This window comes from Amycolatopsis japonica, from assembly GCF_000732925.1.
Taxonomy (GTDB): domain Bacteria; phylum Actinomycetota; class Actinomycetes; order Mycobacteriales; family Pseudonocardiaceae; genus Amycolatopsis; species Amycolatopsis japonica.
On sequence record NZ_CP008953.1, the window covers coordinates 5454357 to 5475391 of the forward strand.

19 protein-coding genes are annotated in these 21035 nt (G+C 69.7%); 5 read left to right on the forward strand and 14 right to left on the reverse strand.

Going from position 1 to position 21035, the window contains the following annotated elements; genetic code table 11:
* The first annotated feature begins 72 nt into the window (after positions 1-72).
* Positions 73-1326 carry an HNH endonuclease signature motif containing protein gene (locus AJAP_RS25065; protein ID WP_038523844.1) on the forward strand — a complete coding sequence of 418 codons (1254 nt, stop codon included), beginning with the start codon at positions 73-75 and terminating at the stop codon, positions 1324-1326.
* A 244-nt stretch (positions 1327-1570) separates the two neighbouring features.
* Here AJAP_RS25065 and AJAP_RS25070 read toward each other — a convergent pair whose 3' ends face one another.
* The 10 genes from AJAP_RS25070 to AJAP_RS45110 all read right to left on the reverse strand — a co-directional run bounded on the left by AJAP_RS25070 (position 1571) and on the right by AJAP_RS45110 (position 13089).
* On the reverse strand, positions 1571-2938 hold the full coding sequence (locus tag AJAP_RS25070) for a replication-associated recombination protein A (protein WP_038523847.1): 1368 nt from the start codon (positions 2936-2938) through the stop codon (positions 1571-1573).
* Positions 2939-2981: 43 nt separating this feature from the next.
* Positions 2982-3830, reverse strand: coding sequence for an SGNH/GDSL hydrolase family protein (locus AJAP_RS25075; RefSeq protein WP_038515659.1), 849 nt, complete (start codon positions 3828-3830; stop codon positions 2982-2984).
* Positions 3831-3905: 75 nt separating this feature from the next.
* A complete protein-coding gene (locus AJAP_RS25080) occupies positions 3906-5093 on the reverse strand; it encodes a phosphotransferase (protein WP_037343865.1) in 1188 nt (395 codons plus the stop codon).
* A 79-nt stretch (positions 5094-5172) separates the two neighbouring features.
* Positions 5173-6114 (reverse strand): DUF389 domain-containing protein, encoded by a 942-nt coding sequence (locus AJAP_RS25085; protein WP_038515661.1) that lies wholly within the window; start codon positions 6112-6114, stop codon positions 5173-5175.
* Positions 6114-7886, reverse strand: coding sequence for an aspartate--tRNA ligase (gene aspS / locus AJAP_RS25090; RefSeq protein WP_038515663.1), 1773 nt, complete (start codon positions 7884-7886; stop codon positions 6114-6116). Before aspS ends, AJAP_RS25085 begins: the two co-directional genes overlap by 1 nt.
* Before the next feature lie 117 nt (positions 7887-8003).
* A complete protein-coding gene (gene merB / locus AJAP_RS25095) occupies positions 8004-8579 on the reverse strand; it encodes an organomercurial lyase (protein WP_038515664.1) in 576 nt (191 codons plus the stop codon).
* A gap of 124 nt (positions 8580-8703) precedes the next feature.
* Positions 8704-10611: an intein-containing Rv2578c family radical SAM protein gene (locus AJAP_RS25100; protein WP_174492044.1), complete on the reverse strand. Its 1908-nt coding sequence runs from the start codon at positions 10609-10611 to the stop codon at positions 8704-8706.
* A 131-nt stretch (positions 10612-10742) separates the two neighbouring features.
* The gene (locus AJAP_RS25105; RefSeq protein ID WP_038515666.1) at positions 10743-11690 is read right to left on the reverse strand and encodes a sucrase ferredoxin; all 948 of its coding nucleotides are present in this window, start codon (positions 11688-11690) and stop codon (positions 10743-10745) included.
* Between the two features lie 85 nt (positions 11691-11775).
* Complete coding sequence (locus tag AJAP_RS25110; protein ID WP_038515667.1) at positions 11776-12957, reverse strand: cupin domain-containing protein; 1182 nt, start codon at positions 12955-12957, stop codon at positions 11776-11778.
* Positions 12958-13089, reverse strand: a complete 132-nt coding sequence (locus tag AJAP_RS45110) for a hypothetical protein (protein WP_005157133.1) — start codon at positions 13087-13089, stop codon at positions 12958-12960. It abuts the gene before it with no gap.
* 171 nt (positions 13090-13260) lie between these two features.
* Between AJAP_RS45110 and crcB (AJAP_RS25115) the strand changes: the two genes are divergently transcribed.
* Together crcB (AJAP_RS25115) and crcB (AJAP_RS25120) are read left to right on the forward strand one after the other, a co-directional pair.
* Positions 13261-13671 (forward strand): fluoride efflux transporter CrcB, encoded by a 411-nt coding sequence (gene crcB / locus AJAP_RS25115; RefSeq protein WP_038515669.1) that lies wholly within the window; start codon positions 13261-13263, stop codon positions 13669-13671.
* Positions 13668-14042 carry a fluoride efflux transporter CrcB gene (gene crcB, locus AJAP_RS25120; protein WP_038515671.1) on the forward strand — a complete coding sequence of 125 codons (375 nt, stop codon included), beginning with the start codon at positions 13668-13670 and terminating at the stop codon, positions 14040-14042. The genes crcB (AJAP_RS25115) and crcB (AJAP_RS25120) overlap by 4 nt, the downstream gene beginning before the upstream one ends.
* Position 14043: 1 nt before the next feature.
* Here the strand turns inward: crcB (AJAP_RS25120) and AJAP_RS25125 are convergent, their stop codons facing one another.
* Positions 14044-14469 carry a MarR family winged helix-turn-helix transcriptional regulator gene (locus AJAP_RS25125; protein ID WP_038515673.1) on the reverse strand — a complete coding sequence of 142 codons (426 nt, stop codon included), beginning with the start codon at positions 14467-14469 and terminating at the stop codon, positions 14044-14046.
* Between the two features lie 86 nt (positions 14470-14555).
* Here AJAP_RS25125 and AJAP_RS25130 point away from each other — a divergent pair, with 86 nt between their 5' ends.
* A complete protein-coding gene (locus AJAP_RS25130; protein WP_038515675.1) occupies positions 14556-15632 on the forward strand; it encodes an NAD(P)/FAD-dependent oxidoreductase in 1077 nt (358 codons plus the stop codon).
* Positions 15633-15713: 81 nt separating this feature from the next.
* Here the strand turns inward: AJAP_RS25130 and AJAP_RS25135 are convergent, their stop codons facing one another.
* From AJAP_RS25135 to AJAP_RS25145, 3 genes are read right to left on the reverse strand one after another with little or no spacing between them, the layout of a single operon-like run.
* Positions 15714-16667: an LLM class F420-dependent oxidoreductase gene (locus tag AJAP_RS25135; protein WP_038515677.1), complete on the reverse strand. Its 954-nt coding sequence runs from the start codon at positions 16665-16667 to the stop codon at positions 15714-15716.
* The gene (locus AJAP_RS25140) at positions 16664-18778 is read right to left on the reverse strand and encodes a S9 family peptidase (RefSeq protein ID WP_038515679.1); all 2115 of its coding nucleotides are present in this window, start codon (positions 18776-18778) and stop codon (positions 16664-16666) included. Before AJAP_RS25140 ends, AJAP_RS25135 begins: the two co-directional genes overlap by 4 nt.
* A gap of 20 nt (positions 18779-18798) precedes the next feature.
* Positions 18799-19653, reverse strand: coding sequence for a PPK2 family polyphosphate kinase (locus tag AJAP_RS25145; RefSeq protein ID WP_038515680.1), 855 nt, complete (start codon positions 19651-19653; stop codon positions 18799-18801).
* Between the two features lie 156 nt (positions 19654-19809).
* Here AJAP_RS25145 and rocD point away from each other — a divergent pair, with 156 nt between their 5' ends.
* On the forward strand, positions 19810-21012 hold the full coding sequence (rocD, locus tag AJAP_RS25150) for an ornithine--oxo-acid transaminase (protein ID WP_037343845.1): 1203 nt from the start codon (positions 19810-19812) through the stop codon (positions 21010-21012).
* The last annotated feature ends 23 nt before the right edge of the window (positions 21013-21035 follow it).

Here is a 21035-nt window from a genome sequence, read left to right on the forward strand (position 1 = left end):
GTTGTTTGCGCGGTATCCTTCGTTGCTTAAAATTACGAACACGTGTTCGATTTCTTCGGGTATTATGAAGGGGTGTCCGAGACCTTCTTCCCCGAGTTGCCGCAGGAGCTGTGGCGTGCCGGCAAGCTGGAGCTTGCCCATGGTGTGCAGCACGCTTTGCAGGTGATCCGGATCGCGACCGCCTGTCTGGGGCGGTTTCTGGCGGAGATCGAGTCTCGTGGCGTCAAAGACTTGTACGGGCATGGCAGCACGGCCAGCTGGCTCGCCGAGATCGCGGGGTTGTCACGGGGTGAGGCCGGTGCGATCGTGAAGCGCGCGATCGCCTTGAACCCCACCCGCGCGTTGGACGGCACCGAAGTCCCGCCGGTCGCGCCCGCGACCGCCGCGGTCGCCGCTCAGGGACTGGTCGGGGACGAACGGATCGATCAGATCCTGGAGATCCTGAAAAACCTCCCCACCGACATTTCGGCCGAGGAGCGGGCCGGTGCGGAGCAGATCCTCGCCAACCTCGCCCCGAACGCCGGACCCCGCCAACTCGCCAAGGCCGAAGCGAACCTGCAGGGCTTGCTCAACCCCAACGGCAACGAACCCAAAGACCCCGAACCCAAAGAACCACGCCGCGAGATCACCCTGGAACGCCGCAAAGACGGCTTCTGGAAACTCACCGGCCTCCTCGACGACGAGACCGGCGCACGCACGGCCGTCGCCCTGGAAGCACACGCCCAGCCGCGGCCGGTGGATGAGTTCGGGCAGGCGGATCTGCGGATGAAGTGCGAGCGCATGGGAGATGCCTGGGCCGAGCTGCTCGATCTGGCCATCGCGTGCCCGGACCAACCGGGGACCAGTGGTTACCGCACCTTGGTGCATGTCACCATCGGACTCGAGGAACTGAAGTCCGGACTCGGCACCGCGTGTCTCGACTTCGTGGGGACGATGACGGCACGGGAAGCCCGGCTCGCCGCCTGCGACTGCCTGATGCTGCCGGTGGTCATGGGTTCCTCGGGTGAACCACTGGATATGGGGCGGCTGAGACGGTTCGTCACCCCAGGGCAGCGACGGGCGTTGAACATTCGAGACGGTGGCTGTGCGTTCCCCGGGTGTCATCGGAAACCCAAGAATTGCCACGCCCATCACATTCATCACTGGGCAGACGGCGGGCCCACCGATCTCCGGAATCTGGTCCTATTGTGCGGTTTCCACCATCGCCTGATCCACCACGGTGACTGGGAAGTACGCATGGCGGCCGACGGCCTACCGGAGTTCATCCCACCCCAATACCGAGATCCGCTCCGAAAACCCCGGCGTAACACCCTGCATCACGTCTGAACCCCGAGGAGCCCGTCGGCCACGCCGTCGACGGGCCTCTCGTCATGCCCAGCGCCGGTGACCGAAGCACGCCCTAACGGACGACCACCGTGACCGGTCCTATCACGCACGACTGTGTGGATTTCGGGTCATCCAACGCCCCAAAATCCACACAGTCCGTCGTCACCGGACCGATCACAACCGCTCCCAGCGCATACCCTGGCTCACGGCGCTCCTCACCGCCGACAACCCCGCCGAACGCGGGCTAACGCTCCCCCCGAATGGTCCGCCGCAGCTTCGGCACCCGCTCGTGCAACGTCCGCTCCGCCCCGCGCTGCGTCGGCTCGTAGTAGTCCCGCCCCACCAGCTCGTCCGGCGGATACTGTTGCGCCAGAACACCTTCCGGCACGTTGTGCGGATACCGGTAGCCCTTCGCGTTGCCGAGTTTCTCCGCGCCCGCGTAATGCCCGTCGCGCAGATGCGGCGGCACCGTCCCGATGCGCCCGGACCGGACATCGCTCAGCGCGGCGTCGATGCCGGTGATGACGGCGTTCGACTTCGGCGCCGTCGCCAGGTGCACGGTCGCCTGCGCCAGCGCGAGACGGCCTTCCGGCATACCGATGAACTGCACGGCGTGCGCAGCCGCGACGGCCGATTGCAGTGCCGTCGGGTCGGCCATGCCGATGTCCTCGCTCGCGTGCACGACCAGGCGCCGGGCCAGGAACCGCGGGTCCTCCCCCGCCTCGATCATCCGCGCCAGATAGTGCAACGCGGCGTCCACGTCCGACCCTCGGATCGATTTGATGAACGCGCTGATGACGTCGTAGTGCTGGTCGCCGTCGCGGTCGTAACGCACCGCCGCCTTGTCCACTGTGGACTCGACGATGGCGAGATCGATCGTCTTGGCCTCGGTCGCGCTCGCCGCGTCGGCGGCCGCTTCGAGCGCGGTGAGCGCGCGCCGCGCGTCGCCGGAGGCCAGCCGCACCAGATGGTCTCGCGAGTCCTCGGTCAGGGTGAGTTCGCCGCCGAGACCGCGTTCGTCGGCCAGCGCGCGCTCGATCAGCGCGACGATGTCGGCGTCGGTCAGTGGCCGCAGCTGCAGCACCAAAGACCGCGACAGCAGCGGCGAGACCACCGAGAACGACGGGTTCTCCGTGGTGGCGGCCACCAGCAGCACCGTCCGGTCCTCCACCGCGCCGAGCAGGGCGTCCTGCTGGGTCTTGGAGAACCGGTGGACCTCGTCGATGAACAGCACCGTGTTCTCGGCGTTGTAGTTCCGGCGGCGGCGCGCTTCTTCGATGACCCCGCGCACCTCCTTCACCCCGGCCGACAGCGCAGACATCGCCACGAACCGGCGGCCGGTCGCCGCGGAGACGAGATTCGCCAGGGTGGTCTTGCCGGTACCCGGCGGGCCGTAGAGCAGCACGGAAGCGGGGGCCGCGCCTTCGACGAGCCGCCGCAGCGGCGCACCCTCACGCAGCAGATGCTGCTGGCCGACGACCTCGTCGAGCGACCGCGGCCGCATCCGCACCGCCAGCGGCGAGCCCGCCGGAACGGCGACCTCCCTCGGCTCGGCCGGCTCCGGCGGCGGACCGAGGTCGGGGTTCACGGTGAAGAGTTCGTCCTGTGCCACGGTGTCGACGGTAGCCGTACCCACCGACGGTTCCGGCCACAGGTCAGCGCAGCCGCTCCCGGAACGCCTGCCACATGATCACGGCCGCGTACGGCACGAACTCACGCCCCCGCCGCCACACCCACGGGATGCCCTTGAGCACCAGCCAGCCGACGTGCCCGGCGGTACTCGGCTCCACGCCTCCCGAGCAGGTCAGGCTCACCGGCCGCGGCACCGCGAACCCGGCCTCGGCGAGCCGTTCGGTGAACCCGGTCGCCAGCATCCGGTGCCCGAGTTCCGACGGGTGCAGCCGGTCGACGCTCCACGCGGTGAGGTCGTAGGCGCCGGGCAGCAGTTCGAGGTCGAGACACGGCACGCCCTCGCGCTCGACGACCCCGTCGATGGCGGCGTTCAGCTCGGCCACCCGCTCGCTCAACGCGCGCCGCAGCGACCGTGGGAGGCGGAACACCTTCCCGTGGTCGTGGTAGCGCACCGGGATCACGACGGTGCCGACGGCGGCCAGCGAACGGATCACCTCGGTGAGGTCCGCGGCGATCTTCTCGGCGCTGAAATCGGGACGCAGCGTGTCGTTCATGCCCGCCACCACCAGCGCGACGTCCGGCCGATGCGCGACGGCCTCCGGAAGCTGCTCGGTCAGCACGCAGCCCATGCGCGCCCCGGTGAACGACGGGTTCAGGTAGCCGTCCGGCTCGACGCCGAGCGCGTCGGCGACGAGCGGGCCGACCCCGCGCCAGCCACCTCGGCCCGGCAGCGGGTCGCCCAGGCCCACGGCCGTGGAATCGCCGAGCACGACCAGTCTGCGAGCGGACCGCGGGACCGCCGTTGCGGGAGGAAGAAGGGGTTCGGGACTCGGAGTGACTTCGACACTGATCACGGTCACGGTAGCCACCATCGGCCACGCAGACTCACCCGTGGTGATGCCTGGGTAACGCGGCGAGGACGGTCGAGCGAAAAGTCCGTGCGGCGGTCACCGGAACGCGGGATAGAACGCGAGATCGGCGTGCGGCCCGAGCCGGGCGCCGAGGGCCGCGGCGACCCTGGTGGCGTGCTCGGAGATATGCGTCAGCCGCGCACGCAGCGAGTGTTTGGCCAGCTCCCGCCACCAGGTGACGAGCGCGGCCTCCCGGCTGATCGGCGTCGCGTGCCGGTCCAGGTCCAGCTCCGGGAGGATCTCCCAGGTGAGGACCCACAGCAGGAGCAGCTGACCGTCCATCAGATGCTCGGCCAGCGCGTCCTCATCCGCGAGCCCGGGCCAGACCGAGACGACCTCGGACCGCCAGGCCGCGATCATCGCCTCGCTCATACCCGGCGGCAGGGCCAGCGCGTCCGCGCTCGACGCGAACGGGAGCCGCAGGTACGCCACGTCCATCAGGGTGCTGCGCACCCGGCCGCGTTCGAAGTCGAGGAACCGCACTCCGCCGCTGGTCACGAGGTTGTTGTCCGGGCTGAGATCGACGGGGCTGAACGCGCGGTACGACGGCGCGCCCGCCCGCTCGGCGACCTCCATGACCCGCTGTTGCACCGGCTCCGGCGTCTCGACGTCGAGCAGTTCCTCCAGCAGGCCCGGCAGTTGCGCGCAGACCGCGGGCAGCGGAGCGTCCTCGTTCTTGACCGGGCCGCCCAGACGGCGCAGCAGCGCGTTGAAATCGGGCTCACGGCTCGCCGTGGTCGCGTGCAACCTGCCCAGCGACCGGGCCCAGGACAGCAAGGCACGTTCGGCGCCGCGGGCGTCACGGGCGTGGAGCTTGTCGTGCAGTGTCGGGACGCCGCCGAGGTCTTCGATCACCAGGACACGGTCCCGGCCGTCGTGCGCCAGCAGCTCCGGGCACATCCGGTCCTCCGGCGCGAGCGCGGTGAACAGCTGGTAGCTGACCGCCTCCTGCGCGAACGGATCGGGCCGTCCCGGTTCGGGTGGATCGGGGTAGTGCTTGATGACCAGGGTGCGCGGCAGCGCGAACGGCGACGACGCCACCCGCGCCCGCACGACCGTGGCCGGGCCGCTGCCGGCGAGGTCTTCGGGGGCGACGAGGGTGATCGCGCTGCCGAATCGGCGCGTGAGGACCGACTCGCCGGCGGCGACCGCGGCCGCCACGGCGAGGGTTTCGGCTCCAGCTCCGACGGTCGAATCGTCGGCAGAGGAGGTATCGACTGTCATTGCCACCGACCCTACTCGTGACTGAGCAACCATGACCACTGAGATCCGGGCAATCGCGCGCACTGGCGCGATCGAGGACTCATCCGCGTGAAAGCGGACGTTCCGTCACCCTCGATCGTTGCCCACGACGGCGCAATGTCAGCACAATGGCCGCAGCTGCAACGATTCCGATGAGATTGACCAGCAGCTGACCGGCCGAATAAAGGCACCGTTCCCACTGACCGGCAACGGCCGCGACCACCGCGTAACCGGCGGCGGGCACCGTCGTCACCGAGATGAAGACGCCCACGAGCGCGGCGGATTTGGCCGACGTCATGGAAAGCATGCCCGCGGCGCCGGCGAGGAGCGCGACGATCAGCGACGCGATTCCCACCTGGTAAACGAAATCGACCTCGTGGTTGTCCGCGAGCTTGCTGACCTCGAGCACGCCGGTGGCGTTGCCGACCAGCACCACGCCGAGGGTGATCACCATCGCGATCGGGAAACCGCCGAGCAGCGCGACCCCGCCCTGCCGCACGAGATCGCCGCGGCGCAGCACCAGGCCGACCGCCATCGCGGCCAGCGGCCCGAATTCCGGCCCTACGACCATGGCGCCGACGATGGTGACGGCCGAGTTCGTGATGACACCGACCGCCGCCAGCAGGCACGCGATGGTCAGGAATGCCTGAAATGTCCAGGTGAGCCGGGACTCCTCGCCGGAACGGCCGACGAGTTCCTGCCACACCACCGCGTCGGCGCCTTCGCCCGGCGCGGCCTCCTCGGCCTTGTCGGCGGCGTCGGACACCGCGGTGTCCAGCGCTTCCAACGTGATGCCGCCGGTGTGGTCGAGGTCGAGCCCGCACAGCGACTCGATGATCTCGTCGGCCGCCTCACGGGCGATGTCCGCCTCGATCAGGTCGCCCTCGGGCGCGACCGCCACCCCGTGATGTACCACGAGGTGCGCGGTCCCGGTGTGCGCCCGCAGGATCCGGATCGCTTCGTCGGTCCGGTCCGGCGGGCACACGGCCCTGAGGTGGAGCATCAGTTCTTGACGGGCGGCGCGGGCTTGGCGTCGATGCCCGCCTCCTTGCGCTGCTCCGCGGTGATCGGCGCGGGAGCGGCGGTCAGCGGGTCGAACCCGCCACCGGTCTTCGGGAACGCGATCACGTCACGCAGCGACTCGGCCTTGGCCAGCAGCATGACGATCCGGTCCCAGCCGAACGCGATCCCGCCGTGCGGCGGCGGGCCGAAGGCGAAAGCGTCGAGCAGGAAGCCGAACTTCTCCTGCGCCTCCTCCTCGGACAGGCCCATCAGCTCGAAGACCTGCTTCTGCAGCTCCTGCTGGTGGATACGGATCGAGCCGCCGCCGATCTCGTTGCCGTTGCAGACGATGTCGTAGGCGTAGGCCAGCGCGTTGCCGGGGTCGTCGGCGAGTTTGCCGATCCACTCCGGGGTCGGCGAGGTGAAGGCGTGGTGCAGTGCCTTCCACTTGCCGCCGCCGACGGCGACGTCGTCGGACTCCTCGGCCGAGATGAACATCGGGAAGTCGACGACCCAGACGAACGACCAGGCGTTCTCGTCGATCAGGCCGAGACGGCTGCCGATCTCCAGCCGGGTGGCACCCAGCAGCGCACGCGCGTCGGCGGGCTTGCCGGCGGCGAAGAAGACGCAGTCGCCGGGCTTGGCGCCGACGGCCTCGGCGACCGTCTCGCGCTCCTTCTCCGACAGGTTCTTCGCGACCGGCCCGCCGAGCGTGCCGTCCTCGTTGACCAGGATGTAGGCGAGCCCGCGGTGGCCGCGCTGCTTGGCGAAGTCCTGCCAGGCGTCGAGGGTGCGGCGCGGCTGGTCGGCCCCGCCCGCCATCACGACGGCGCCGACGTACGGCGCCTGGAACACGCGGAACGGGGTGTCGGCGAAGAACGCCGTCATGTCGGTGAGTTCGAGGTCGAAGCGCAGGTCCGGCTTGTCCGAGCCGTACTTCTCCATCGCCTCGGCGTAGCTGATGCGGCGGAAGGGCTTCGGGATCTCGGCGCCGATCAGCTTCCACAGCGCCGTCACGATGTCCTCGCCGAGCGCGATGACGTCGTCCTGCTCGACGAAGCTCATCTCGATGTCGAGCTGGGTGAACTCCGGCTGCCGGTCGGCGCGGAAGTCCTCGTCCCGGTAGCAGCGCGCGATCTGGTAGTACCGCTCGAGGCCGCCGACCATGAGCAGCTGCTTGAACAGCTGCGGCGACTGCGGGAGCGCGTACCAGGAGCCGGGCTTGAGGCGGGCCGGGACGACGAAGTCGCGGGCGCCCTCGGGGGTGGAGCGGGTCATGGTCGGGGTCTCGACCTCGACGAACTCCTGGGCGTGCAGCACCTCGCGGGCGGCGCGGTTGACCTCGCTGCGCAGGCGCATCGCGGCCGCGGGGCCGCTGCGGCGCAGGTCGAGGTAGCGGTGCTTGAGACGCACCTCTTCGCCGACGTCGACGCGGTCGTCGATCGGGAACGGCAGCACGGCGGCCTCGGACAGCACCTCGAGCTCGGTGACCAGCACCTCGATCTCGCCGGTGGGGATCTCGGCGTTGGCGTTGCCCTCCGGGCGCTTCGAGACCTCGCCGACGATGCGGACGCAGTACTCGGAGCGCAGCTGGTGGGCACGCTCGGCCATCTCGCCCTCGCGGAAGACGACCTGGCTCACGCCGCTGGCGTCGCGCAGATCGATGAAGATGACGCCGCCGTGATCGCGCCGCCGGGCCACCCATCCGGTGAGGGTGACCGTCTGACCGGCGTGCTCGGCACGCAAGGTGCCGGCTTTGTGGGTGCGAAGCACTGCGGGTGCTCTCCTTCGGCATCACGATTCTGCGATTCGACGGCCTATCGCCGACGACTCGACAGGCTATCGAAAGACCCCGAATGCCTCGCGACCAGGTACAAACCCGACGGTTCCTCAGATCGTCGGCCAGGCCTCCAGCGCGGCGACCATCCGCCGCGTATGCGCCAGATAGCCGGGCACGGACAGGACCCGGCCGTCGATGTTCTCCAGCAGCCAGCCCGAGGCCGCCTCCTGCGACGCGAAGAACTCCGTGCAGACCAGCGCCTCGACGTAGTCCTGGCCGAGGGCGAGGTCGATCCCGGACAGACGTGACGCGGCGACCACGGCGTGCGGCGGGTCGACGCTCAAGACCCTCTCGCGGGTGAAGTGGACACGGACGCGCGCTCCGGTCGCCGGGCAGACCGCGTCCGCGTGCACGGGTTCACCGGTGGCGACGGCCAGGAGGAACAGGTCGACCCGGTACCGGTCGGAGCCCGCCCGTCCGGCCGGGCGCGAACCCCGGTCCATCACGACCAGCCCGTCGCGGATGACGAAGCCCATCAGGTCCATCAAACGGTGGGCTTCGGCCGGGTCCATGCCGACGGTGGCGGCGAGTCTTCCGATGGCGATGGGGTGTCTGCCCGCTCTGGTCAGCTTGGTCGCGGCCCAGGCGATGCGGACAGCGGCGGTGCGATCAGTACGGGTGGTCAACAGGCACCTCCTCGCCTTCGTCCCCTTGAGATTAGGCACGAAAAGGATTTCCGCCAAGCCACTGCGCCGAACGGCCGAATCCGTTGTGCGGTAAGACTTTCGGCCACCCGAGGCGAAAGTGGTGCTACAGCAGTTTGAGCTGCTCGGCCGGAGGCACCACCGCCTCCCCCGCCCGCTGCACGGGCATCGTCACCTGCATCCGTTCCCCGTCGTCCGCACGGGAACCGAAGCCGTGACGGCGCAACAACGGACCGACCCTGGCGCCGAGCCGCTCCCGATAGGACTTCGGGAGATACGCGCCGCGCGAGTACAGCTCGCGGTATTTCGGCACCAGCTCCGGATGTTCCCGGCCGAGCCAGCGCGCGAACCATTCCCGCGCGCCGGGCCGCAGATGCAACGGAAGGACGGTGACCCGCGTGGCGCCCGCCTCGGCCAGCCGCGAGAACAGGGCGTCGAGCGCGGCCACCGAGTCGGTCAGGTACGGGAGCACGGGGGCGACGAGCACCGAACACGGCAACCCGGCGTCGCGTGCTTTGCGGATCAGGTCGAGCCTCGCCCGCGGGCTCGGCGTCCCCGGCTCCAGACGATGTTGGAGCTCCTCGTCCAGCAGCGCGAGCGAGATCGCCAGCCCGGCCGGCACGTCCTTCGACACCGATTCCAGCAATGGGAGATCCCTCGCCAGCACGGTCCCCTTGGTCAGGATCGACAGCGGCGTGCCCGAATCGGCCAGCGCGGTGATGATGCGCGGCATCAGCTTGTACCGGCCTTCGGCGCGTTGGTAGGGGTCGGTGTTCGTGCCCATCGCGACGTGCTCGCGTGTCCAGCTCGGCCGCCGCAGCTGCGCGGCCAGCACCTCGGGCGCGTTGACCTTCACGATCACCTGCGTGTCGAAATCGCGTCCGGCGTCGAAGTCGAGGTACGTGTGGGTGTTCCTGGCGAAACAGTTGTGCGTGACCATGCCGTCGGCGATGAAGTCGCCGGTGCCGGTGGTGATGTCGAACAACGGCAACTCGATGCCCAGTGGCTCGATGGACGTCACCTTCCGTCTCGTCCGGCCGATGGGGAGACCGTCGAGCGATCGTTTCCAGCCGACGGCGGGGTCGGCGAGATGGAAGAACCGCACCTCCTCCGAAGGCCCGCCGAGGATCTGCACCGTCCACAGCGGACGAAACTTGGCGTTTTCACTTCTGACGTAACGGAAGCCGAAGTTCCCCAGCGCGGAACAGAAGGTCGAGACGATGTCCTGTTCGTCATGGGTGACGCGCAACGCGCCATGCCGGTAGCTCCCGGCGAGATCGAACAATCCGGCCAGGAATCCGCGCAGCCAATGGGAATCCGGCGACGGCGGCACCTGCACGAAACCGACCGACGCACCGAAATCCGGCAGGTAACGAAGCGCGCGGCCCGCGGCGTCCTTCTCGGCCGAGAACCCGCCGGAGCGCAACATTCCGCACAGGTATCCGGCGCGGTAGCCGAGGGTGTCGTCCGGGGTGCGCGCGAGCCGCCCGAAGCCGACGAGTTCGGTGCCGCCGACCAGATGCGGCCGCTGCGCCGCGCCGAACCGGGTGCCGGTGACGTGTTTCCAGCCGCGACCGGTCAGGAACCGGTGATCGCCACTGGCCACGATGGACGTTCCGTCGTCGAGGGACAGGCGGTACGCCGGTTTCAGCGTCGACCAGTGCGCGAGGACCTTCGTCGGCACCAGACGGCGCCCCGCGCCACGCCCGCGCGTCCCGTAGATCGCGTCGCCGGGCGCCAGTTCCGCGAGCGGCTTCGTCCGGCCGTCGGCCATCAGGACCGGCGTGCCGCCCTCGAGGCAGTACGTACACGCGTGAGAACAACCGCGATACGGGTTCACCGTCCATCCGAACGGGACACCCGAGCCCTCGGGCACCTTGTTCAGCACGGATTTGGCGTGCACCTCGTGAAAGGTGACGCTGTCGAACTCGGGCGTGCGCACCGAACGCAGCAGCCCGTCCAATCCGGGCAGTACCGGCTCGCCGCCGTCCGCCCGCTGTCGATCCCATCGCACCCGGCCAGTCGAACACATGTTCTAGACAGGTGTCAAACGTATGTTCGAACGAGGGTGATCTTCGCGGCATTTCGTCCTCTGGATGCGGTAGTTGCACGCGCAAGGACCGCATCCAGAGGACTAAATGCGAGCTAGAGCTTCGTGATCTCGTCGGCCACGTATCCGGCGGGCTGGATCAACCCCGCGCACCGGCTTTCCCCGCGCGGCGCGGCCGAACGCCGCCGCACGGTCACCGAGTAGAAGTCCTCGCCGCCGCGCACGGTCACGACCCGCGCGTCGGATTCGAGCAGCGGCTCCTCCTGGACGGCGAGCACGTCGTCCAGGCCGGGGAGATCCAGCCGCCGCCGGAGCGCGATCTCCGCGAACTGCGCCCACGCCGTCCGGGCGGACGTCCGGCCGCGAAGCTGCTCCGGTTCGACCTGACCGCGCAGCGCGGCCTTGGCGACCAGCCCCGCTTCGGCCGGGTTGAGCTGGCCGTGCAGGAAACCGTCGGGGACCACCAGCAGGTTGCCCGCCCAGCGATCGCCGCCGACGTGGCTGACCTCCCAGGACCGGCCGGGATGGTTGGTGTTGAGCGCCGAGGCCAGCGGGCGGCCGAGCACCGCGCAGCACATGTCCTTGGTGCCGTGGGTGCAGACCAGGAACAGCGGCCCGTCCACGCGGGTGCCGAGCCCGCCGGCGCCTTCCGCGACGGCTTCGAGGTCCAGCGTGGCCAGTTCACCGAGGTCGTGGATTTCGAGGCGTTCCAGCCAGCGGTTGCCCGGTTCGCCCCCGCCGACGTACACGGAACGGGGGCGATCCGGGTCACGCTGATGTTTGCCGGGACGGCGGATGAGCAGCGGACGGAGCCCGTGCGACCGTCTCAAGTTCTCGAGCAGCTCACGCCGCTCGGCGGGGAAGGCCTCGTCGAGGACGTTTTCCAGCGCGTCCGCGGGCCAGGGGCCCGGCTGTTCGATGAGCAGCCAGCACCGCATGTCCGCCGCGGTGCCGGCAGGGCTCGCCCCGAGCATGCGCGCGACGGTCGCGCAGCCCGGCAACGCGGCGGGCGGCGCTTCCGTGTCCGAGAGCTGAGCGGTCATCGGCTGACCCCTCCGGACCTCACCTTAGGCATGCCTTAGCTTACCCCGTCCGGGCTCCCTTCACACTTCTCGCCTCCTGTGACCTTCAGCCGATCGAGAGCAATCCCTGCGTGGTGAGCTCGCCGAGGAAGGCCCGCACCGTCCCCCGATCGAGTTCGGACAGCTCGGCGAGTCGCTTGACCGCCTGCGGCGAGCCGTCGAGCAGCGCCTTCAGCAGCGGGGTCGCGGCGCTCGCGAAGACGAACCGTTTCCCGTCCGCGAGCAGGGTCACCCGGCCGTCACCTTCTTCGAGCACCGCCCTCGGGACGAGGAACCGGACCTCGGTCTCGTCGCCGTCCGGCAGCAGGCCGGGGGTCGCCGCCCAGGGCAGGCCGACACGCGGATGCGCAGGTGCCGCCGAGTCGCGTTCGGCGAGGAATCTGTCGACGACGTCGGTGGTCAGCGCGGCTTCCAGTTCCGCGCGCAGGGCCGCGGCGCGGGCCGCACGCTCCTCGGCCGTCCCGAACCGCGGGAGGTCCTGCCGGAACGCGGTGCTCGCCCGCAGCTTGTCGGCGAGCCACGAGACGAGGTCGATCCCCGTCGCCGGGCTGAAGCCGAGCGTGAGATGCAGCGACATCTCCCCCACCGCGGTGACGTCGTGCCAGTGCCCGCGCGGGACGTAGAGGACGTCGCCGTCTTCGAGGACGAAGTCGTCGATCGGCTCCCCCGGCCGCTCGGGCTGTTCGACGTCGCGATGCAGCGGGGCGGGCCTGGTCGGGCCGTGCATCCGCCAGCGTTTGCGGCCGGCGACCTGGATGATGAACGCGTCGTGGTCGTCCCAGTGCACGTCGAAACCGTGGGTCACGCCCCAGCCGGCGTACAGGTTGACCTGGACGCTCTCGCGGAGGTCGTGTTCGAGGCTTCTGGCGAGATCGCCGATCGGGTCGCTGAGTTCCTGGATGGCGTCGAGCACCATCGTCGCGCCGCCGCGGAGATGCTCCGTGAAGGGAGCGGCCTGCAGGCGGGGGACGGTGCCACTGCGGCGGGTGGGGACGAGATCGGTGTAGCTCTCCATGGGCACCGGGGTGCCATCGAGCGCGAGGCGCAGCCGCGGGAACTCCAGGCGGTGCTGCCGGAGGATCGCGTTCAGCGCCGGCCACGGCAGCAGGTCGGCGAACCGGCCCGCGCGGCCTTCGAAACGGCGGTAGGTCTCGCCCTGGACGTCTTGGAAGAACTGGCTGACCCCGAGCGGAGCCACGAGGTCAGCCAGCGTCGGCGTTTCGGGCACTCAGCCGTCGTTGCCGTCGTTGTCGGCGGCCGCGCCGTTGGCCTTCCCGCGGTCGACCGCGGTCGGGATCTTCTCGACCTCCAGCAGCAAACCGCTGTCGGGAGCCTGCGTACCTGACTGTTCCTGTGCCATCCTGCCACCTTTTTCTAGACGAGCGGACGGACCGAAAATCGGCCTGGAGCGCCGCCAAGCCTACGACACGTTTCGGGAAAATTCACTGTCCAGCAGGGAAAAACGGCCTTGTGAGCGATCTTCGACACCGTGGCGCCGGTTCACCCGGACAGCGGTTCTAAGCTGGCATTCATGGCTGAACCGGCATCCGTCCCCCGCCCGCGATGGGACGCGTTCGCGGCCATCGGAGCGGGTGGCGCGCTCGGCAGTCTCGCCCGCTACGGCCTCTCCGTCGCGGTCCCCCACTCTCCCGGCCGGTTCCCGCTTTCCACCTTTGCCACCAACGTTTCCGGCTGTCTGCTGATCGGTGTCCTGACGGCGCTGCTGACCGCGGCGAAGAAACCGCACAGACTGCTACGGCCGTTCCTCGGGGTCGGGATCCTGGGCGGCTACACCACGTTTTCGACCTATGCGACGGACACACTCGATCTTGTGACGGCGGGACGTCCGTTCACCGGGTTGGCGTACGCGTTCGCCACGGTGGCCGCCGCACTGGTAGCCGTCTACGCCGGACACGAGATCACCCGCGCGGTGCGGAAATGACCGTTCTGTTCGTCGCGCTCGGCGGCGGCCTCGGCGCGATCCTGCGATTCCTGACCGACCGGCGCGTCCAGGCCTGGCGGAAATCCGCGTTCCCGTGGGGCACGCTCACGGTGAACGTCGTCGGCTCGGCGATCCTCGGCGCGCTGACCGGCTGGGCACTGCACGGCGGGCAGCCGGACACCGTCCGCGCACTGCTGGCCGTCGGTTTCTGCGGCGGGCTCACGACGTTCTCGACGTTCGGGTACGAAACCCTGCTGCTGTTCACCGGAAAGCGGCGAGCACGCGCCGTGCTGTACGTCGGCGTCACGATGGCCGCCGGGATCGGCGCCGCGGCGATCGGGCTCCTGATCGCGTCCGCGATCTGGCGCTGACTCAGTCTTCGGGCGCCATCCGCCACGCGGCCGCGGCGATCGCCTCGCGCTGCTCGGCCGGGAGGTCGGCGGCCATCTCCTCCAGCTTCTCGACGACGCCTTCGTGGGCGGCGTTCGCGAGCCGGAGCCCTTCTTCGGTCAGCGTGATCTTCAGCGCGCGGCGGTCGCCGGAATCCGCGACCCGCTCGACGAGCGCGCGCCGCTGCACGCGGTCCACCAGACCGGTGACGCTGGACTTCTCGAGATTCAGCATCTTGCCGAGGTCGGTCATCCCGACCCCCGTCTCCCCCTGTGCCAGCACGCAGAGCAGCTGCGCCTGCTGCGGCGTGAGGTCGTGAGACCGGCCGACGTCGATGAAAGCCCGCTGCACGAGATGCGAAAGCCGCACCAGCGCGGTCGCGAATCCGAGGTCTTCGGCCGTGGTCATGACCGAAGTCTACTTGACGATCGTTCGGAGTACGAACTACTGTAGTTCGCAGTACCAACATTACGCACTACGAACTAGGGGATCTCATGACCACGACCGTGGCCGTCATCGGCGGGGGATACGGCGGCACGACCGTCGCCAAGGAGCTGGACTCGTTCGCCGACGTCGTGCTCGTCGAGCCGCGCGAGGACTTCGTCCACCACGTCGCCGCGTTGCGCGGGCTCGTCGATCCCGAGTGGACGGATCGGCTCTTCTACCCGTACTCCGGGCTTCTCGAGCGAGGACGGGTGCTGCGCGACCGCGCGGTGAGCGTGGACCAGGGCGGCGTCACGCTCGCGTCGGGTGAGCGGCTCGTGCCGGACTTCGTCGTGCTGGCGACCGGTTCGGCGTACCCGTTCCCGGCGAAGATCGATTTCCACGACAGCGCTTCGGCGAAGGCGAAGATCCGCGCCACCCGGGAGGAACTCGCGGGAGCGGAGAAGGTGCTGCTGCTCGGCGCGGGCCCGGTGGGCCTCGAACTGGCGGGCGAGATCAAGGCGGTGTGGCCGGAGAAGACGGTGACGATCGTCGACCCGGCGACGGAGATCCTGGCCGGTTTCCCGGACGAGTTCCGCGCCGAGATCCGCCGTCAGCTCGACGATCTGGGCATCGAACTCCTGCTCGGCACTTCACTGACCGAGGCCCCCGTCTCGGAACCGGGGCAGGCCAAGACGTTCACCTCGGGACTCAGCGGCGGCGGCGAGGTGACCGCCGACCTGTGGTTCCAGTGCTACGGCGGCGCGCCGCACACCGCGTACCTCGACGGCGAACTGGCCGCCGCGCGGCAGGCGAACGGGCAGGTCGAGGTGACGTCCGAACTGCGTCTGCCGGGGCAGCCCCGCGTGTTCGCGCTCGGCGACATCACCGCGCTGCCGGAGGGGAAGCTGGCGAAGGTGGCCGGTGACCACGCGGAGGTCGTCGTGGCCAACATCCGGGCGCTGATCGAAGGCGGCGAACTGCGCACGCACACGCCGGGCGGGCCGATGATCTCGTTGCCGCTCGGGCCTTCCGGGGGCGCGACCTACGCCGAGGAGGTCGGCGTCCTGGACGCGGCGACGACGTCGGAGATCAAGGGGGCGCACATGATGGCGTCGCGGTACGACGAGCTGTTCAACGTCGCCTGAGCCGTCCCGCGCGCGCAATGAAGGACGCTTTCATAGCAAATTTTGCGATGAAAGCGTCCTTCATTGCATCCGGTGACGCGATCAGGACCGCGGAGCGAGACCCCGCACGTGCGCGAACGGATCCTCACCCGTCGGCAACAGCGCGATGATCGGCGTCGTCAGCCCGTTGTCCACATAGGACTGCACCTGCTCGCGGCAGGATTCGAGGCTGCCGTGGACGATCAGGTCGTCGACGACCTCGTCCGGGATGACCTGGTTCGCCTTCTGCCGGTCGCCCGCCGCCCACGCCTCGTGCATCGGCGCGAGCGCCTCACCGCGGCCGAGCCATTCGTGGAACGCCGCGTACACCGGCACGGTCAGGTAGCTCGAGATGAGCATCCGGCCGAGCCCGCGAGCGGCGTTCTTGTCTTCGGTGGGGCAGACGAAGATCCGCGCCGCCAGTTCGACGTCCGGCCCGATTTCCGCGCGCACCTTCGGCACGTCGGAGGCGGCGAGCCAGTTGGTGATGGCGCCGTCGGCCTCCTTCGCCGCCAGCCGCAGCATGCCCGGCCGCAGCGCGGCGAGCATGATCGACGGCGGCGGGTCGGCGGGCCGCTCCAGCCGGAACTTGCTGACGGAGAACGACTCGTACTGCTCGGTGACCTTCTCCCCCGCCAGCGCGGAACGCAGGAACCGCAGGGTGTCCCGGGAGCGCGCGAACGGCGCCTCGAACTCGGCGGCGTTCCAGTTCTTCACGATCACCGGCGACGACGCGCCGATGCCGAGCACGAACCGGCCGGGCGCCAGTTCCGCGACGGTCGCCGCGCTCATCGCCAGCAGCCCGGGCCCGCGCGTGTACACCGGCACGATCGCGGTGCCCAGCCGCAACTGCGGCGCCCACTGCGAAGCCAGCACCAGCGGCGTGAAGGCGTCGTGGCCCGCCGTCTCGGCCGACCACGCGTCGGTGTAGCCGAGATCCGGCAGTTCCCGCACCATCTCCTCGTGCGCCGCGAGCGGCACCCCGGTCAGCGGAATGGTGATGCCCCACCGTTTCATGCGTTCTCCTCGCTCTTGACCGCGGCACCGGACAGCTCACGCACGATCCAGTCCACCTGCGTGCGCATCAGGTTCTCCGCGACCTCTTCGGCCTGCGGCGTCATATGCGTCGCGCCGGCCAGCGGCAGGAACACGTGCGCGCGTCCCTTGGCCAGCAAGGCCGACGACAGGCGCAACGAGTGGGCGACGAAAACGTTGTCGTCGGCCAGCCCGTGCACGATCAGCAGCGCCCGCGAGAGGTCACCGGCGCCGGCGATCAGCGAGTTGTGCTCGTACGAAGCCGTTTCTTCCTGCGGCAGCCCGAGATAACGCTCGGTGTAGTGCGTGTCGTACAGCGACCAGTCGGTCACCGGGGCGCCCGCGACACCGGCGTGGAAGACGTCGGGACGCCGCAGCACGGCCAGCGCGGACAGGTAACCGCCGTAGGACCAGCCGCGGATCGCGACCCGCTCCAGGTCCAGTTCCGGATGGAGCGCGGCTGCCGCGTGCAGCGCGTCGACCTGGTCGGCGAGGGTGACGTCGGCGAGTTTGCCCGCGATCTCCTTCTCCCAGGCCGAACCCCGGCCGGGTGTCCCGCGTCCGTCGGCGACCAGCACCGCGAAACCCTGGTCCGCCAGCCACTGCGGGGTCAGGAACGCGTTGCGGGTCTGCAGGACACGCTGGGCGTGCGGGCCGCCGTACGGGTCGAGCAGCACCGGGAGCCTGCCCTCGCTCTCCTCGTACCCGGTCGGCAGCACCAGCGCGGCGCGCAGGCCCCGCTCCCCCAGCGTCAGCCAGGTCAGGTTCGGCACGACGTCGGGGTCGACGGTGTAGGAACCGATCCGTGCCACCGTCTTCTCGGCGGACACCACGGTCACCACCGGGCCGCTGCGCTCCAGGCTCCACGACGAGAGCACCGTCAGCGAAGCGTTGCCGGAACCGACGTGCACACCGTCCTCAGTGGACAGACGACGGAGCTCGCCGCCCTCGGTGCGGAAGACGTGGATCTGCGTCGGGTCGGCCTCCGAGGCGCTGAACAGCACCTCGTCGCCGACGTGCAGGATCGAGCGCACCTGCAGTCCCGGCGGGGTGACGGCCACGCCGTCGACGATCAGCCGGTGGTCGCCGTCGGCGGCGCTCTCGCGCACCAGACGGCCGTCGGCGGTCCACGCCGGGACACCCGCAGCGAGCTCGACCCAGTGCTCGTCGGTTTCGGTGTGCAGCACCTCGACGGAACCGGTCGCCGGATCGACCGCTTGGATCTGGAGTTCCCGCTGGTCACGCGACTGGACCGACAGCAACGGCTTGCCCGCGGCGGACCAATGCACCGCGGCCAGGTACTCCCAATCGGTCTTCTCGACGTCGACGCGGGAGCCGTCGAGGCCGAGGATCGCCAGCGTCACGTCCGCGTTCGTGGTGCCCGCGGCCGGATACGCGACGACGTTGGCGGCCGACTGCGGGTTGGCCGGGTCGGCGATCGTCCAGCGCGGCACGGCCGCCCGGTCGGACCGCTCGGCGAGCAGGCTCTTCCCGTCCGGCGACCACCAGTAGCCGCGGGTGCGGCCCATCTCCTCGGCCGCGATGAACTCGGCGAGGCCCCAGGCGATGTCCTCCCCCGCCTCGTCGACAAGCGGGCGGTCTTCCCCGGTGGCCCGGTCGATCACCCGCAGGCGCCGGTCGCGGACGTAGGCGACGTGCGTGCCGTCCGGGCTGGGCCGCGGGTCGACGACCGAGCCGTCGACCAGCACCTCGACCTCGCCGGTGGCCAGGTCGAGGGTGTGGAGCTTGCCCGAGAGCGAGAACGCGGCGACGGTGAAGGCATCGTCGACCGCGTAGCCGACCACGCCGCCGCCGGTCTCCCGGCTGCGCTCGCGGCGGGCACGCTCCTCCGGCGGCAGGTCCTCTTCACCGGGCAGCAGCTCGGCCGCGTCGACCAGCTTCGTCTCCTCGCCCGACGCGACGTCGAACGACCACAGGCTGTGCCGCGGGTCGGTCCCGGACTCGGTCCGCAGGAACAGGATGCGGGAGCCGTCCGGGGCGACCTTGAACTCTTTGGGCGCGCCGAGGGTGAAGCGCTGGGTGCGGGCCTGGCGGCGGAGGAACGGGAGATCTTCGAGGCTGTTGTCGGTCACGTCCGCACTCTTTCAGACGATCAAGTGCGGACGCCAACGCCTTCGAGCTTCTTCAGTTCGGTCTCGGGGTCGAAGTCGGCGGGCGGGAACTTCGGGTCCATCTCCTCGATCGTCTCGATCAGCAGCCGCGCGACCAGCCAGTTGCGGTACCACTTGCGGTCGGCCGGAACGGCGTACCAGGGCGCGACCGCCGTGGAGGTCTTGGCGAAGATGTCGGCGTAGGCCTTCTGGTAGTCGTTCCACTGGGCGCGCGCGTCGAGATCGGCGGGGTTGTACTTCCACCACTTCGCCGGGGTCTCCAGCCTCGCCTTGAGCCGCTTCAGCTGCTCCTCCGGCGAGATGTCGAGGAAGACCTTCACGATGGTCGTCCCGGCCTCGGTCAGCTCCTTCTCGAACGCGTTGATCTCGGCGTAGCGCTTGCGCCACTCCGCGGCGGGGACGAGCTTCTGGACGCGCGGCACCAGGATGTCCTCATAGTGCGAACGGTCGAAGACGCCGACCTGCCCCGGCACGGGGAGCTGTTTGCGGATCCGCCACAGGTAGTGGTGGCGTGCCTCGGCCGCGGTCGGCTTCTTGAACCCGGCGTACCGCACGCCCATCGGGTTGACGAGGCCGAGGACGTGGCCGACGGTGCCGCCCTTGCCGGAGGTGTCCATCCCCTGCAGGACCAGCAGGAGGCTGCGGTTCCCGCCGCCGACGCCCTCCGCGTACAACGCCTCCTGCAGTTCGGCGAGCCTGCTTCCGGCGTCCGCGAGGTCTTTGAGCCCCTTGGGCTTCTTGGTCGGCCCGATCGGGAACGAGCCCGGATCATGCCGCTCGCCGCCCTTGCCGATCCTCAGCGTGTCCCGGACGGAGACGGTGTCCTTTTTCGCCATCCGGCGACGATAACCGCGGTCCGGGTCCCGCGCCTCCGGTGATCGAGTACCGCCATGCACGATTTCGCCACCCGATGGAGTCGATACGCAACGAACAACGGGTCAAAGCAACGTTTCCCGGATGAAAGCAGCCGGATGGGCATCTAACCTGAACGCATGACGACCGCCGACTTCATCGCGCTCGACGAGCAGTGGAGCACGCACAACTACCACCCCCTGCCCGTGGTGATCGCCACCGCCGAAGGCGCCTCGGTCACCGACGTCGAGGGCAAGACCTACCTCGACTTCCTCTCCGGCTACTCGGCGCTGAACTTCGGGCACCGCCACCCCGGGCTCATCGCCGCCGCGGTCGAGCAGTTCGGCCGGGTGACGCTGACCTCGCGCGCCTTCCACCACGACCAGCTCGGGCTGTTCTGCCGGGAGCTCGCCGAGCTGACCGGTACCGAGATGACCCTGCCGATGAACTCCGGCGCCGAAGCCGTCGAATCCGCGGTGAAGATCGCCCGGAAATGGGCGTACCGGGTCAAGGGCGTCCCCGACGGGACCGCGGAGATCGTCGTCGCGGGCTCCAACTTCCACGGCCGCACGACGACCATCGTGTCCTTCTCCACCGACGAGACCGCGCGCGCCGACTTCGGCCCGTTCACGCCGGGCTTCGTCACGGTCAAGTACGGCGACGCCGAAGCGCTCCGCGACGCCATCACCGAGCGCACCGCCGCGGTCCTGCTGGAGCCGGTGCAGGGCGAGGCGGGCGTGATCGTGCCGCCCGCCGGCTACTTCGCCGAGGCGCGGCGGCTGTGCGACGAGCACAACGTCCTGCTGATCGCCGACGAGATCCAGTCCGGTCTCGCCCGCACCGGCACCGTCCTCGCGCTCGACCACGAGGGCGTCCGCGCCGACGTCTACACGCTGGGCAAGGCGCTCGGCGGCGGCATCATGCCGGTCTCGGCCGTCGTCGGGAGCAAGGACGTGCTCGGCGTGCTGCGGCCGGGTGAGCACGGCTCCACCTTCGGCGGGAACCCGGTCGCGTGCGCGATCGGCCGCGCCGTGGTGGGCCTGCTGAAGACCGGCGAGTTCCAGGAGCGCTCGCGGGAACTGGGCGCCCACCTGCACTCGCGGCTCGGCGAACTGGTCGGGAACGGGCTCGCCGAGGTCCGCGGGCGCGGGCTCTGGGCGGGCATCGACATCGCGCCCGGCGGGCCGACCGGCCGCGAGGCGTCGACGGCGCTCGCCGAACGCGGCGTGCTGTGCAAGGAGACGCACGACCACACGCTGCGGATCGCGCCGCCGCTGGTGATCAGCCGTGAAGAGCTCGACCGCGGTATCGACGCGATCACGGAGGTCGTCAAGACGCGGTGAACCTTTCGGACGGGTTGTACGTT